Genomic DNA, 13,496 nt, shown 5'->3' with positions numbered 1-13,496 from the left:
CGGGGCCTCAGCGCGCGACGGTGGCGGAAGCGGCGTCGGGCTTGGCGATGGCCACGGGGCCGGGGACCGGCCTCGCATCTGCTGCAGGGCTCGTTGCCGGCTTTGCGCCCAGGTCGACCACGCGCACCTTGTCGCCGACCTTCACGCGCTGCGAGCCTTCCATCATCACGCGGTCGCCCGCGGCCAGGCCGTCGATCACCTGCCATTGCGTGCCGACGGCGCGGCCCACACTGATGGGCCGCTTGGCCACCTTGTTCTCGGTGTCGATCACCAGCGCCGAGGCGCTGCCATCCGGCGCGCGCGTGACGGCCTGCTGCGGCACCAGCAGCGCGGCCTGGTTCACGCCTTCCTGCAGCACCGCGCGCACGTACATGCCGGGCATCAGCATCCGGTCGGGGTTGGGCACCACCGCGCGCAGCGTGACGCTGCCGGTGCCGGCATCGACGGTGACGCCGCTGAAGGTGAGGCGCCCCGCATGCGGGTACTTGCTGCCGTCTTCGAGCAGCAGCTGGATGCTCGCCTCGGCGCCGTTCGCGCGTTGCAGGCGGCCGCTGGCGAGCTCGCGCTTCAGGCGCAGCAGCTCGCTGCTCGATTGCGTGACGTGCACGTGCATCGGGTCGAGCTGCTGCACGGTGGTCATGGCCGCCGCCTGGTTGGCTGTGACCAGCGCGCCCGGGGTCACGCTCGAGAGCTCGGCCCAGCCCGTGATCGGCGAGGTGATGCGCGTGTAGCCCAGCTGGATGCGCGTGGTCTGCTCGGCCGCGCGGGCCACGCCCACGTCGGCCTCGGCCTGCTGCTCGGCGGCCTGCGATTCGTCGAACACCTGGCGACTGATGGCATCGATCTTCACCAGTTCGGCATTGCGTCTTGCCACCGTGCGGGCCGTCGAAAGGGCCGATTCGGCCTTGCGCACGCTGGCCTGGGCGCTGGCATGCGCCGCCTGCAGCGAGGCCGGGTCGAGCTGGTAGAGCACCTGTCCGGCCTTGACCTGCGAGCCTTCTGTAAATAGCCGTTCCTTCAGGATGCCGCCGACCTGCGGGCGGATCTCGGCGATGACCGGCGCGGCGGTGCGGCCGGGGAGCTCGGTGCTCAGCGCGAGGGTTTCATGCTTCAGGGTGACCGCGCCGACTTCCTTTTCTGGTGCGGCGGCCGCCTTGGCCGCGGTGGGCGTCTCCACGCTGGTGCGTGAACAGCCTGCGAGCGCGGCGATGGCCAGGGCTGTAACGAGCAGGGCGAAGCGGGAGGAGATGTGGTCAGGCATGAATCAGGCGACGGAAGTAGGAAAAGCCCCGGATGGAGCGGGCGGGCAGCCTCAAGTTCAACGAGGCGCGGGCGCAAGGGCCGGCTTTACACGCGGGATGCAGCAATTGCAGTGCCACATGTTGCGGGCGTCGCTCTACAGGGGCATGACAGCCCCGGCGCAGCGCCAAGAGGCAGGAGAGCCCCAAGGGGCGGGCGTGGTGTCAGGCGCGCTGCAGGGCGCGCGTGACCATGTCGTTGGGCGCAAGCCGCAGCAGGTGCGGCAGGAGGCCGATCGCCTTCTCGCGCTCGCCCGCGTGCAGCAGGCCGTTGGCGCACACCGAGAGCGTGTCGGCCAGCTGGGGATGGTCGGGTGCCGTCTTCAGCAGGATGCGGCACAGCATGTCGGCATCGCCGAACTCGCGGATGCGGGCGAACCGGCGCGCGAGCCGGGCCATGTCGTCGGGCTTCAGGCGCAGGCCCGGCTTGGCTTGGTCCAGGTAGGTGCGGTAGCTCGCGTGCTGCAGGGCGATCGTCTCGGGGTCGGTGGCGGGCAGGCGGAAGATGCGGCGCGCGGCCTGGTGGAAGTCCTCGCTCGCGGGCTGCAGGCGCGCGGTGTTGAACCAGGCGCGCAGGGTGTCGGTGTCGCCGGGGCTCAGGGCCGCGGCGGCGCGCCATTCGGCCGCGGCCTGCTCGAACTTCATCGCGGCGCCCAGCCGGCGGGCGGCCGCCACGTGCGCATGGAAGCGGTCGTCGTCGTTCACCATTTCCGATTTCACGGTCTCGGGCGTCTTCACGCGGCCCAGCAGCATGGCGCCGGCCATCAGCGCGGCGCCCGCGAGCAGGCCGCCCAGGTGGGCCATGTAGGCGACGCCCTCGTCGGCGAGCCAGTGCTGCATCAGTTCGTTGACGATCCAGGCCGGCAGCAGGAGCAGGGCCGGCGCGCTGACGTAGTTGAAATAGAAGAACAGCTGGTAGAAAAAGCGGATGCGCCGCAGCCGGTACATCACCGCGTACATGCCCATCAGCGCCGAGACCCCGCCCGAGGCACCCAGCCCGAAAGATCCCTTGCCCGCATAGGCCCAGGCGGCCAGCGCCGAGGCGCCCACGCAGCCCAGCAGGTAGAAAGTGAGGTAGGTGCTGCGGCCCAGTGCCAGCTCGACCGAGGCGCCGAACAGGAAGAGGAACAGCATGTTGCCCAGCAGGTGGCCGGTGCTGCCGTGCAGGAAGGCCGAGGTGACGAGCGTCCAGGGCTTGCTGAACCCGGCGTCCTTGCCGTAGTCCTGCGCCCAGCGTTCGGTGAAGGGGGCGGGCAGCATCGACTCGTACTGCTGGCGGTCACGTTTCCACTCGGCGTACTGCGGGTGGGCGGGGGTGATGATCTCTTCGGCCTTGAGCTTCTTCAGGAAGGCCTTGTCGCGCTCCATGGCTTCGACAAGCTGCTCGTAGACCTCGGCCTTCAACATGCGCTCGCCCAGCTTGCCGCGCTTCGCGTCGCTCTTCTTCAGCCACGCCACGAAGGGCGGCAGTTCCAGCTCGGGCAGCACGCTCTTCACGTAGTAGTGGGCGGCGCGCTCGCGGCCGTTCTCCTCGCTGGTCTGCGGGCCCCACCACACGATCATGTTGACGAGGATCAGCAGCACCGTCAGCCACGGTGGGTTGCGCCAGCTCGGTTTGTTCTCGAGCGGGATGGCGTAGAACACGTGGTGCCTTCAGTGCGCAGACGTTGCCGGCAGCGGACGGCCGCCGCCGGGCCGCCCCAAGGCGTGCCGCGCCTCCCCCTGGGGGGGTGGAGCTACACGAGCGCAGCGAGTGAAAAGCCGGGGGGCCGACATGTTCAGCCCAGGCGCTTGCGGTGGCGCGCGATCTGCGCCTTCACCTGCGCCGGTGCCGTACCACCGAGGATGTTGCGTGCGTTCAGCGAGCCGCGCAGGCTCAGCACGTCGTACACGTCCTTCTCGATGTTCGGATTGAACTGCTGCAGCACCGACAGCGGCAGCTCGGCCAGATCGACCTTGTGCGAGGTGGCGGCCTTCACGGCGTGGGCCACGGTTTCGTGCGCGTCGCGGAAGGGCAGGCCCTTCTTCGTAAGGTAGTCGGCCAGGTCGGTGGCGGTCGCGTAGCCGCGCAGGGCCGCGGCTTCCATCGCCTCGGGCTTCACGGTGATGCCGCCGATCATTTCGGCAAAGATGCGCAGGGTGTCCTTGAGCGTGTCGACGGTGTCGAACAGCGGCTCCTTGTCTTCCTGGTTGTCCTTGTTGTAGGCCAGCGGCTGGCCCTTCATGAGCGTGATGAGCGCCATCAGGTGGCCGACCACGCGGCCGGTCTTGCCGCGTGCCAGCTCGGGCACGTCGGGGTTCTTCTTCTGCGGCATGATCGACGAGCCGGTCGTGAAGCGGTCGGCGATCTGGATGAAGCCGAAGTTCTGGCTCATCCACAGGATCAGCTCTTCGCTCATGCGGCTGATGTGCACCATGCACAGGCTCGCCGCGGCGGTGAATTCGATTGCGAAGTCGCGGTCGCTCACGGCGTCCAGGCTGTTCTGGCACACGCCGTCCATGTTCAGGGTGGTGGCGACCAGTTCGCGGTCCAGCGGATAGCTCGTGCCGGCCAGCGCAGCGGCGCCCAGCGGCAGGCGGTTGACGCGGCGGCGCACTTCGCCCATGCGCTCGGCATCGCGGCTGAACATTTCCACATACGCCAGCATGTGGTGGCCGAAGCTCACCGGCTGGGCCACCTGCAGGTGGGTGAAGCCGGGCAGGATCACCTCGACGTTCTTCTCGGCGATGTCCACCAGGGCCTTCTGCAGTTCGGTGAGCAGGTCGCCGATGAGGTCGATCTCGCCGCGCAGCCACAGGCGCACGTCGGTGGCCACCTGGTCGTTGCGGCTGCGGCCGGTGTGCAGGCGCTTGCCGGCGTCGCCCACCAGCTGGGTGAGGCGCGCCTCGATGTTCAGGTGCACGTCTTCCAGGTTGAGCTTCCACTCGAAGGCGCCGGATTCGATCTCGCTGCGGATCTGCGCCATCCCACGCTCGATTTCGGCGTGGTCCTGCTGCTGGATGATGCCCTGGGCGGCCAGCATGCCGGCATGGGCCAGGGAGCCCTCGATGTCGGCCTGCCAGAGGCGCTTGTCGAAGAAGACGCTGGAGGTGTAGCGCTTCACCAGGTCGCTCATCGGTTCGGAGAACAGGGCCGACCAGGCTTCGGATTTCTTGTCGAGTTGGTTTTGGGTCATGGGAGCCGTCCAGGAGGCAATAATGGGTTGGTCACCCGATGTATCTGTGATGTCTGCGATGCGCAACCCGGCGATTTTATCGGCCAGCCCTGGCTCCACGTCCCCGACGCCGTCGGAAAGGGCTCGCGCACCCCTGCGCGGCGGGCCTTCGCTGTTCGATGCGTGCCAGATCGGGGTGGTGCTGCGCACGGTGGTGTTCGTCGAGTTGGTCGTGGCCATCGCCGCGCTGTTCGTGGTCTCCACGCCCGGCGAATGGCTGGTGCAGACGGCCACCGTCACCGGCGGCGCCTTGCCCGCCACGCTGCTGTGGCTGGTGACGGCCTGCGGGCTCAAGAAGCAGTTGCGGCGCTTGCCGCGCCAGTGGCAGTACGCGGCCGGCGCCATCCTCGGTGCGCTCGCATCGCTCTATGGCTGCGGCCTGCTGCGCCTGACGGGCGTGCTGGCCAGCGCGCCGTGGCTGGCCAGTGCACTGGCCGGCGCGCTGTTCGCCGGCCTCGTGATGACCGCGATGGCCCTGCGCGCGCGCGGCCAGACGCCCGCCGCCACCACGGCCCGGCTGGAGGAACTGCAGTCGCGCATCCGCCCCCACTTTTTGTTCAACACGCTCAACAGCGCCATCGCGCTGGTGCGCGAGGAGCCGGCCAAGGCCGAGACCATGCTCGAAGACCTGGCCGAGCTGTTCCGCCAGGCGCTGGCCGACCCGGGCGAATCGGGCACGCTGGCCGACGAGATCGCGCTGGCCGAGCGCTACCTGGCGATCGAGCAGGTGCGCTTCGGCGACCGCTTGCGCATCCGCTGGGACCTGGATGCCGCCGCCAGCAATGCGCGCCTGCCGCCGCTCCTCTTGCAGCCGCTGGTGGAGAACGCCATCAAGCACGGTGTGGAGCCCAGCCCCGAGGGCGCCAAGCTGCGCATCCGCACCGAGCGGCGCGGCAGCATGGTGGTGATCGAGGTGGTCAACAGCCTGCCGCCGCTGCGCTGGGCCGACGAGCCGCTGCCGCGCGGCCATGGCATCGCGCTGGCGAATGTGCGCGACCGCCTGCGCCTCCTGCACGACATGCAGATGCAGTTCAGCGCCGGCATGGACCAGAAAAACTACCGGGTACGCATCGCGATCCCCGCCGAATCACCATGAGCCTCAAGACCCTGATCGTCGACGACGAAGCCCTGGCGCGTTCCCGCATGCGCACCCTGCTGCGCGATTGCAACTCGCCCGCCGCCGAGGTGGTGGCCGAGGCCTCGCAGGGCGCCGAGGCGCAGCAGCACCTGGCCACGATGGCGCTGGACCTGGTGCTGCTGGACGTGCACATGCCCGGCGTCGATGGCATCGAGGTGGCGCGCGCGTTGCGCAGCAACCCCGATGCACCGGCGGTCGTGTTCGTCACGGCGCACGCGACGCATGCGGTCACGGCCTTCGAGCTCGATGCGGTCGACTACCTGACCAAGCCGGTGCGCGCCGAGCGGCTGCAGCAGGCGCTGCAGAAGGCCGAGCGCTTCCTGAAGGAGCGCCGCGCGCTGCAGGCCGAAGCTGCACCCGAGACCGTGCTGATTCAGGACCGCGGCCGCGCCGAGCGCGTGCCGCTGTCCGAGGTGCTGTACCTGAAGTCCGAATACAAATACCTCACCGTGCGCACCGCCACGCGCAGCCACATCCTGGATGGCTCGCTCAACGAGTTCGAGGAGCGCTATCCGAACCGCTTCCTGCGCGTGCACCGCAACGCGCTGGTGGCCCGCTCGGCCATCCGCGCGCTCGAGAAATACGACGACGGCGAGGACGCCGAGGGCTGGGCCCTCAGGCTCGACGCGATTCCCGAACCCGTCGCGGTGTCGCGGCGCCAGCTCGCCGCCGTGCGCGAGGTGCTCAAGGAAACGCGATGACCGACGAACGCCAATCCCCGGTGCCCGACAACGCCCCGGCTGCAGAGGCGCCGCGGCCCGCGCCAGAGGCGCCGCGGCGCGCACCAGAGGCGCCGGCCGCCGAAGCCTCTGAACCGCTGGAGGTGCCTTCTCCCGCCGCACTCGAGGCCGCGTCGGCATCGGCCTCTGCCTCCGCATCTGCGTCAGAGGAGCCCACCGCGGAGCCCACCGCCGCCCAGCGCCGCCGCCTGCTGCTGCAGATGCCGGTCGATGTGCGCAGCGCCTCGCTGGTGGTGCTCGCCGTGCTGGCCAGCGTGTTCGCGCTGCAGTGGGGCCAGGCGGTGTTCATTCCGCTGATGCTGAGCCTCCTGCTGACCTACGCGCTGTCGCCGGTGGTCGAGATGCTGCACCGCTGGCACCTGCCGCGCTGGATCGGTGCGGCGCTCATCCTCGTGGGCCTGTTCGGCGGCATCGGCTGGACGGGCTATTCGCTGTCGGGCAACGCATCGCAACTGGTCGATTCGCTGCCGGTCGCCGCGCAGAAGCTCGGGCAGGCCATGCGCCGCGACAAGGGCGCGAGCGCCACGCCGCTCGAAAGCGTGCAGCAGGCCGCCGCGCAACTGGAGAAAGCCGCCGAGGAAAACTCCGCGCGAGTCGCCTCGCGGCGCGGCGTGGCCCGCGTCATCATCGAGCGGCCCGGCTTCAACGTGCGCGACTACCTGCTGAGCGGCACGGTCGGCCTCTTGAGCGCGATGGGGCAGTTCACGCTGGTGGCCTTCCTCACCTACTTCGCGCTGTGCTCGGGCGACACCTTCCGCCGCAAGCTCATCAAGATCACGGGATCGAGCCTGCAGAAGAAGAAGGTCACGGTGCACGTGCTGGACGACATCACGCGCAACATCGAGCGCTACCTGCTGGTGCAGATCCTGGTCAGTGCGGTGGTGGGGGTGACGACCGGCGTGGCGTTCTGGCTCATCGGGGTCGAGAACGCCGTCGTGTGGGGAATCATCGCGGCGGTGACCAACCTCATTCCCTACATCGGCTCGGTGATCGTGCTGGTGGCCGCGGGGCTGGTGGCCTTTTTGCAGTTCAACAGCCTGCAGATGGGCATCGTGGTCGCCGGCGTCTCGCTGGCCATCCACACGCTCATCGGCAACCTGCTGATGCCCTGGCTCACCAGCCGCACCAGCCGCATGAACCCGGTGGCGGTGTTCGTGGGCGTGATCTTCTGGGGCTGGCTCTGGGGCATCTGGGGGCTGCTGCTGGGCATTCCGATCACGATGGTGATCAAGTCGATCTGCGACCGGGTGGAAGACCTGCAGCCCATTGGCGAGCTGCTGGGCGAGTAGGGCCGTTCAGCCCAGCTGCGCCTTCAACTCGTCGGCCGCCGACTTGAGGATTTCCCGCGACAGCTTCTCGTCGTTCACCGCGCGCGACAGCGATACCGCGCCGACCAGCGAAGACAACGCCGCGATCGCCTTTATGCGCCTCGCCTTGGGCTTGTCCCCCGCCACCAGCCCGGTGAGCAGCTTCAGGTAGATGTCGACCTGCTGCGTGTACGCGGCGCGCGCCCTGTCGTTGCTGCGCGCCACGTCGCCGGCGAGGGTCGTGACGGCGCAACTCGTTGCCAGGCCGTCGCGGTGCGCGGTGCTCAGATAGGCATCGACCAGCGCAGCCGCCAGCACCGGGCGGGCGAGCTTGGCCGATGCCAGCGCCTGGACCGCGCGGCCGCCGTCGCGCAGGGCGCATTCGACCGCCTCGGCGACCAGTTCGTCGCGCGATGCGAAATGCCGGTAGAAGCCGCCGTGCGTGAGGCCGGCTTCCTTCATCAGGTCGGCCACGCCCACGCCTTCAACGCCCGCTTCGCGAAAGCGCGCCGCAGCCGTTTGCACGATGCGGTCGTGGCTTTGCGCCTTGTTCTCCTTGGAGTGGCCCATGTCCGTGAAAGTCCTCGATCGGGGTGCTTGACGATCAGGATTATGTTCATCATCATCCTCGATGTGGATGATGATCGTCATTCAGAATTCAAAACAACTCCCACAGCCATCGAGGAATCCCCATGCCCATGATCGACGTCTACGCCGCCGCGGACCTGTTCCCGGCCGGTGCCGAAACCGACCGCCAGCTCGGCGAGGCGCTCACGCTCGCCGTGCTGCGCGCCGAAGGCGTGGCCAGACCCGGCCCCTTCCATCTCGACAATACGGCTGCCTACATCCACCGCCTGCCGGCGTCGGCCGTGCAGACCGCCACGACGGCACAGGCCCGCACCGTGCGCATCCAGATCGTCACGCCGCCCGGTTCGCTGAACCGCGAAGGGCAAAAGCAGATCACCCGGGAGGCCACCGAGATCGTCGTGAAGCTCACGGGCGATGCGAGCCAGGCGGCGCGCACCTGGGTGATCCTCACCGAGGCCGCGGAGGGCGGCTGGGGCATGTTCGGCACGGCCTTCGGGAAGGAAGAGTTCGCGGCGCTCGCTGCCAAGGCGAAGGCCGCCGCGGGCGCCTAGGGCCCACGCGGCCTTGCGCAGTCTTATCGGGCCTTGGCGCGCGCCGTCTTGACGGGCAGCTTCTTCACGAAGGTCGCGGCCGCATCGAGCGGCGCGCCGTCGTGCGCTCGCAGCTCGAGCTTGCGCACCGGCTTGCCGCTGTCCCGCTCGAGCAGCACCGAGTGGGCCTCGCCCTTGCCGTAGAGGTGCTGCTCGCCCCAGTGCCTGAGGCCCACCACCACGGGAAAGAGGCCGTTGCCCTTGGGCGTGAGAACGTATTCCTGGTACATCGTGCCGTCGGAGGCGGGCACCAGCGCGAGCACGCCCTCCTGCACGAGGTTCTTCAGCCGGTCCGCCAGGATGTTCTTCGCCACGCCCAGGCTCTGCTGGAATTCGCCGAAGCGCTTCATGCCGTCGAACGCGTCGCGGATGATGAGCAGCGACCACTGGTCCCCGACGATGTCGAGCGAGCGCGCCATCGGGCACGTGTCTGATTTGAGGCTTCGTCTCTTGGCCATGGCCCGTATTAGACGGGGGATGGTCTTCCGGTGGCAAATAAAAACCTGAATGCCTGCGCTGGAACTGATGGGAATCGATTGTCCGTAAGGTGGCGGGCATGCCCTATCTCCAGCTCGACGTGAACGGCCGCCATGAAGCGGCCGACAAGAAGCGCCTCGCGCGCCAGCTTTGCGAAACCTATGCACAACTGATGAGCGTGGACATCCGCCGCATCAGCGTCGCGATCCGCGAGGTGGGCGAGGGCGGCGTCTGGCGCATGGTGGACGGCGAGCCCGCCGAGGTGTCGGTGCTCATGTGCGACATCCGGCGCGGCCGCTCCGCCGAACTGCGGCTCGAAGTCGCCAAGGCGCTGTGCCGCGCTTGCACCGAGATACTGGGCCTGCGTGAAGACCGGCTCAACGTCGAGTTCACCCAGCACTCGGGCGACGAGATGTACCACCCGACGCTCGGCGGCTACAGCCCCGAGTGGTCGCAGGACGAGGCCGGCTGAGCGCGGCCGGCGCGCGCCCGCCGCGCCGTAGCCTGGTGTCAGCGCAGCGCACGCTGCATCAGCACGGTATCCACCCACTGCCCGAACTTGAAGCCGACGTTGCGCAGCACGCCGACCGTTTCGAACCCGAGGCTTTCGTGCAGCCGCTGCGAGCCGGCGTTGGCGCTGTTGCCGACCACCGCCACCATCTGCGTGAAGCCGCTCTCGGTGCAACGGCGGATCACCGCTTGCAGCAGCGCCTTGCCGATGCCATGGCCCTGCATGCCCTGCGCGACGTAGATCGAGTCTTCCACCGTGTGGCGATAGGCGGAGCGGGAACGGTAGGGGCTCGCGTAGGCATAGCCGACCACCTGGCCATCTTTCAGCGCGACCAGATAGGGCAGGCCGCGGCGGAGCACCTCGGTGCGCCGGGCCTGCATCTGTTCGGCGGTGGGCACTTCTTCCTCGAAGGAGCACAGGTCGTGCTGCACGTAGTGGCTGTAGATGGCCTGCACCGAGGGCATGTGGTGCGGCTCGGCATCGAGGATTTCAACGGTGGTGCAGGCAAGGGGCGAGAGGGTCGGTGAGGGCATGCCGCGAATCTTGACGATCCATCGTCGATAAGTGAAGCTTGGGTAGCCTATGCAAGCCATAAGGAATACTTTGGACAAGACACTGAACCTCGACCAGCTCAAGTCATTCGGTCTGGTGATCGAAACCGGCAGCTTCTCGGCCGCGGCCGACCGGCTCGGCCTCACCCAGCCGGCCGTCAGCCTGCAGGTGCGCCAACTGGAGCGCAGGCTCGCGGTGCGCCTGGTCGAGCGGGTCGGCAAGCGGGCGCGCGCCACGCCGGCCGGCGTGGAGCTGCTGCGCCATGCACACCACATCGAGACCGCGGTGGACAACGCCATCGACGCCCTGGCCGACCACGCGAGCGGCGTGACGGGCCGCGTGCGGCTGGGCACCGGCGCCACGGCCTGCCTGCATTTCCTGCCGGCCGTGCTGCACGCGCTGCGAAAGGACTTTCCTGCGCTGGGCATCGTGGTGAGCACCGGCAATACCGACGACCACGTGCGCAAGGTCCAGGAGAACGGCATCGACCTCGCGCTGGTCACGCTCCCCGCCGCGGGCCGTTCGTTGAGCGTGACGCCGGTGCTCGACGACGAGTTCGTCGCCATCGGCCGCAGCGACCTCGCGCCATTGAAGGCGCGCGTGACACCCGCGGACCTGGGCGCCTTGCCGCTGGTGCTGTTCGAGCCCGCGGCCAACACGCGCAAGCTGGTCGACCGCTGGTTCGCCGCCGACGGCCTGCAGCCGCAGCCCGTGATGGAGCTGGGCAGCGTCGAGGCCATGAAGGAGATGGTGGCCGCGGGGCTGGGCTACGGCATCGTGCCCCGCATGGCAATGACGGGCCGCGGCGCGCATCCCGACCTGAAGATCAGCCGCCTCGCGCCGCGCATGCACCGCACGCTGGCGGTCGTCATGCGGCGGGACAAGCCGGTCAGCAAGGCCCTGCGCGTGGTGCTCGATGCGATCGTGGCGGCCGGAAAGTCGCGCCGCTAGCGCGCGTGCGATTCGCCCTGCGGATCGCGTTCATCCGATGAGCCGGGTGCGACGGTCACGAGCTTGTAGCCTGTTCCGTAGACAGCCCGCAGCACGAAGCCATTTCCGGCATCCAGCGCCAGCTTCTTGCGCAGGTTCGCGGCGCAGACGTCGATCACCCGGCCCACTTCGCGCTGGGGCGGGGCGTTCCAGATCGAGCGCCACAACCACTCGCGCGTCAGCACGGTGTCGGCGTTGCGAAACAGCGCCGACGCAAAGGCGAAGGTTTGCGGCGAAAGATGGATCTCGCGACCCGCAAGAAGCACCGTGCCGGATGTGTCGACGAAGCGGTAGGCGCCTCGAACCATCCCGTCGGGTTCGATCTCGCGCACCGGCGAATCCCTGCGCCGCAGAACGGCGTGCTTTCGGCGCACCAGTTCCGCGTTCCAGGAGGGCAGGCCCTTCCAGGGCGCGCCCTGTGGAATGACCAGGATCGCCAGGCCCGGCACTTCGCATGCCGCGCGCAGGCGGCTGTGCGTCACCTCGTCCGGCGACGCCAGCAGGAGCAGGTCGAAGCGCTGCCCGCAACCCAGTGCCGCGAGGAGGTCGGCGGCGCTGGCGAAGGTGACCACCCGATGGCCCGCCGTTTCCAGCCGGTGCTGCACCGCCGGGCCGTGCGCATTCTTTTCTTCCAGGAGCGCCAATGACAACGGGCCCCGCAAACGCACCGTCATCCGGTCGTGCGGCTTCGTCCCGCTCGCGCACGGCCGCGCGCGTTGCCGCCGGCAACGACCCGCGGCGCACGACGGTCGTCAATCGAACTCATAGCCCACGCCCACGCCGATGTTGAACTTGGTGCCGCTGTAGCCGCCGTTGACCTTGTAGACCCACTTGCCGTTGTCCGAACGCGAGGAGAAGCCGACGGCCATCGCGCTGTAGCCCGAGTAGTTGCCCACCCCGACCGCGAGCAGCGTCTTGCCCGGCGTCATCGCCTGCGGCAGCGAGCTCATCGCGGTGGCCATGGCCACGCCCGAGTAGGCAATGCGCTGCGTGCTGCTGATCTGGCCCTGCAGCTGGCTCTGCGCGGCCGACAACTGGCCCAGGTTGACCGCATCGGTGGGTGCGATACCCGGCGCCACGTTGGAGATGCGCGTGCCGTTGGGCGCCTGGCCATTGCCCATGTTGACCTGGCCGTAGTTGACCGAGCCGTCCGCGTTGGTGGCGTACTGCACGCTGCCTGCCGCTACCGCGCTGGCGCTGGCGCGAAGCTGCGCCACGTTGGTGGCGTCGCTGTCGGCCGTGCCCGCGGCCACGCCGGTGATCTGGCGGAACTGGCCGCTGGCTGCGTTGCCGACCGACACTGCGGCTTGCGTGCTGGTGGTGGCGTTGACCGCCGCCGCCTGTTGCGCAGCCGCGTTGGCGGGCACGTAGCCGGCCACGCCTGCTGCGGTGGAGGCCACCGAGCCCGAGCCCAGTGCGACGCCGCCGCTTTGCTGCACCACTGCGCCGAAGCCGATGGCCGTGCCCTTGGAAACGTTCTGCGCCTGGCTCAGCGGCGTGCCGCCGGCATCGGCGCCGTCACCCAGGGCGGCACCGCCACCGCCCGCACGGGCGTTTTCGCCAATGGCCTGCGAGCCCGTGGCCAATGCGCCGGTACCGATCGCGATGGCGTTGGCACCCGTGGCCTGCGCGCCGAAGCCGATGGCCACGGCACCGTCGGCCGTTGCCTTCGCGCCGTTGCCGGCGGCAAAGGAGTTGGCGCCGCTGGCCACCGACTGCGGGCCGATCGCCACGGACTCCTGGCCGATCGCCTGGGAGTCGGCCGCGGTCGAATTGGCGTGGAAATACTTGGTGCCGGTGTTGTAGATCGTGCTGACCGTCGTGCTCAGGTTGCTGACGTTCAGGTTCGTCGTGCTCAGCCCCGTGGACAGACTGCCGATGCCGCTCACCGCCGTGCTCAGGCCGACCGATGTGGACGTCGAGAGGCTGCCGAGGTTCGTGTTGGTGGTGCTCAGGCCGGTGGAGAGGCTGGAGATGCCGCTGGTTGCGGTGCTCAGACCGGTCGATGTGGAGGTCGACAGGCTGTCGATGCTGCTCGTGGCGGTGCTCAGGCCCGACGACGTCGAAGTCGACAAGCTGCTCACGTTGCT

Annotated in this window: 14 protein-coding genes; 6 read left to right on the top strand and 8 right to left on the bottom strand. The window is 68.8% G+C overall.

The features are described from left to right. Positions 1 to 7 precede the first annotated feature (7 nt). The 3 genes from BM133_RS31805 to argH all read right to left on the bottom strand — a co-directional run bounded on the left by BM133_RS31805 (position 8) and on the right by argH (position 4,474). Positions 8 to 1,261: an efflux RND transporter periplasmic adaptor subunit gene (locus BM133_RS31805; protein WP_093443100.1), complete on the bottom strand. Its 1,254-nt coding sequence runs from the start codon at positions 1,259 to 1,261 to the stop codon at positions 8 to 10. A gap of 202 nt (positions 1,262 to 1,463) precedes the next feature. After that, positions 1,464 to 2,942 (bottom strand): rhomboid family protein, encoded by a 1,479-nt coding sequence (locus BM133_RS31800; protein ID WP_093443098.1) that lies wholly within the window; start codon positions 2,940 to 2,942, stop codon positions 1,464 to 1,466. A gap of 134 nt (positions 2,943 to 3,076) precedes the next feature. Continuing rightward, positions 3,077 to 4,474: an argininosuccinate lyase gene (argH, locus tag BM133_RS31795; RefSeq protein ID WP_093443096.1), complete on the bottom strand. Its 1,398-nt coding sequence runs from the start codon at positions 4,472 to 4,474 to the stop codon at positions 3,077 to 3,079. Between the two features lie 58 nt (positions 4,475 to 4,532). Between argH and BM133_RS31790 the strand changes: the two genes are divergently transcribed. The 3 genes from BM133_RS31790 to BM133_RS31780 are packed head-to-tail and all read left to right on the top strand — an operon-like array spanning position 4,533 to position 7,680. After that, positions 4,533 to 5,609 carry a sensor histidine kinase gene (locus BM133_RS31790; protein WP_371286377.1) on the top strand — a complete coding sequence of 359 codons (1,077 nt, stop codon included), beginning with the start codon at positions 4,533 to 4,535 and terminating at the stop codon, positions 5,607 to 5,609. Then, the gene (locus BM133_RS31785) at positions 5,606 to 6,352 is read left to right on the top strand and encodes a LytR/AlgR family response regulator transcription factor (RefSeq protein WP_093443092.1); all 747 of its coding nucleotides are present in this window, start codon (positions 5,606 to 5,608) and stop codon (positions 6,350 to 6,352) included. The genes BM133_RS31790 and BM133_RS31785 overlap by 4 nt, the downstream gene beginning before the upstream one ends. Then, the gene (locus BM133_RS31780) at positions 6,349 to 7,680 is read left to right on the top strand and encodes an AI-2E family transporter (RefSeq protein WP_093443090.1); all 1,332 of its coding nucleotides are present in this window, start codon (positions 6,349 to 6,351) and stop codon (positions 7,678 to 7,680) included. The genes BM133_RS31785 and BM133_RS31780 overlap by 4 nt, the downstream gene beginning before the upstream one ends. 6 nt (positions 7,681 to 7,686) lie before the next feature. Here BM133_RS31780 and BM133_RS31775 read toward each other — a convergent pair whose 3' ends face one another. Continuing rightward, positions 7,687 to 8,349: a TetR/AcrR family transcriptional regulator gene (locus BM133_RS31775; RefSeq protein ID WP_256219422.1), complete on the bottom strand. Its 663-nt coding sequence runs from the start codon at positions 8,347 to 8,349 to the stop codon at positions 7,687 to 7,689. A 41-nt stretch (positions 8,350 to 8,390) separates the two neighbouring features. Here BM133_RS31775 and BM133_RS31770 point away from each other — a divergent pair, with 41 nt between their 5' ends. Beyond that, the gene (locus BM133_RS31770; protein ID WP_093443086.1) at positions 8,391 to 8,837 is read left to right on the top strand and encodes a tautomerase family protein; all 447 of its coding nucleotides are present in this window, start codon (positions 8,391 to 8,393) and stop codon (positions 8,835 to 8,837) included. Between the two features lie 23 nt (positions 8,838 to 8,860). Here BM133_RS31770 and BM133_RS31765 read toward each other — a convergent pair whose 3' ends face one another. Further along, on the bottom strand, positions 8,861 to 9,334 hold the full coding sequence (locus BM133_RS31765; protein WP_093443084.1) for a winged helix-turn-helix transcriptional regulator: 474 nt from the start codon (positions 9,332 to 9,334) through the stop codon (positions 8,861 to 8,863). Between the two features lie 98 nt (positions 9,335 to 9,432). Here BM133_RS31765 and BM133_RS31760 point away from each other — a divergent pair, with 98 nt between their 5' ends. Next, positions 9,433 to 9,825 (top strand): tautomerase family protein, encoded by a 393-nt coding sequence (locus BM133_RS31760; RefSeq protein WP_093443082.1) that lies wholly within the window; start codon positions 9,433 to 9,435, stop codon positions 9,823 to 9,825. Between the two features lie 38 nt (positions 9,826 to 9,863). Here the strand turns inward: BM133_RS31760 and BM133_RS31755 are convergent, their stop codons facing one another. After that, positions 9,864 to 10,397 (bottom strand): GNAT family N-acetyltransferase, encoded by a 534-nt coding sequence (locus BM133_RS31755; protein ID WP_093443080.1) that lies wholly within the window; start codon positions 10,395 to 10,397, stop codon positions 9,864 to 9,866. 49 nt (positions 10,398 to 10,446) lie between these two features. Between BM133_RS31755 and BM133_RS31750 the strand changes: the two genes are divergently transcribed. Then, positions 10,447 to 11,367: a LysR family transcriptional regulator gene (locus BM133_RS31750; protein WP_093443078.1), complete on the top strand. Its 921-nt coding sequence runs from the start codon at positions 10,447 to 10,449 to the stop codon at positions 11,365 to 11,367. On the opposite strand, the gene BM133_RS31745 is transcribed toward BM133_RS31750, so the two are convergent. Both BM133_RS31745 and BM133_RS31740 read right to left on the bottom strand, forming a co-directional pair. Continuing rightward, complete coding sequence (locus tag BM133_RS31745) at positions 11,364 to 12,050, bottom strand: winged helix-turn-helix domain-containing protein (RefSeq protein WP_177225011.1); 687 nt, start codon at positions 12,048 to 12,050, stop codon at positions 11,364 to 11,366. The two genes, BM133_RS31750 and BM133_RS31745, sit on opposite strands and share 4 nt — an antisense overlap. 108 nt (positions 12,051 to 12,158) lie before the next feature. Next, positions 12,159 to 13,496 (bottom strand): YadA family autotransporter adhesin (locus tag BM133_RS31740; protein ID WP_256219421.1); only part of this gene is annotated, 1,338 nt, incomplete at its 5' end.

This window comes from Variovorax sp. 770b2 (assembly GCF_900115685.1).
GTDB lineage: Bacteria > Pseudomonadota > Gammaproteobacteria > Burkholderiales > Burkholderiaceae_C > Variovorax.
This window is presented reverse-complemented; position numbering and strand designations above follow the sequence as displayed.

Bases quoted from the DNA above. Each gene is read 5' to 3' on its own strand.
- BM133_RS31805 (WP_093443100.1), bottom strand. From the start codon at position 1,261: ATGCCTGACCACATCTCCTCCCGCTTCGCCCTGCTCGTTACAGCCCTG.
- argH (WP_093443096.1), bottom strand. From the start codon at position 4,474: ATGACCCAAAACCAACTCGACAAGAAATCCGAAGCCTGGTCGGCCCTG.
- BM133_RS31790 (WP_371286377.1), top strand. From the start codon at position 4,533: ATGCGCAACCCGGCGATTTTATCGGCCAGCCCTGGCTCCACGTCCCCG.
- BM133_RS31785 (WP_093443092.1), top strand. From the start codon at position 5,606: ATGAGCCTCAAGACCCTGATCGTCGACGACGAAGCCCTGGCGCGTTCC.
- BM133_RS31780 (WP_093443090.1), top strand. From the start codon at position 6,349: ATGACCGACGAACGCCAATCCCCGGTGCCCGACAACGCCCCGGCTGCA.
- BM133_RS31775 (WP_256219422.1), bottom strand. From the start codon at position 8,349: ATGACGATCATCATCCACATCGAGGATGATGATGAACATAATCCTGAT.
- BM133_RS31770 (WP_093443086.1), top strand. From the start codon at position 8,391: ATGCCCATGATCGACGTCTACGCCGCCGCGGACCTGTTCCCGGCCGGT.
- BM133_RS31765 (WP_093443084.1), bottom strand. From the start codon at position 9,334: ATGGCCAAGAGACGAAGCCTCAAATCAGACACGTGCCCGATGGCGCGC.
- BM133_RS31760 (WP_093443082.1), top strand. From the start codon at position 9,433: ATGCCCTATCTCCAGCTCGACGTGAACGGCCGCCATGAAGCGGCCGAC.
- BM133_RS31755 (WP_093443080.1), bottom strand. From the start codon at position 10,397: ATGCCCTCACCGACCCTCTCGCCCCTTGCCTGCACCACCGTTGAAATC.
- BM133_RS31750 (WP_093443078.1), top strand. From the start codon at position 10,447: ATGCAAGCCATAAGGAATACTTTGGACAAGACACTGAACCTCGACCAG.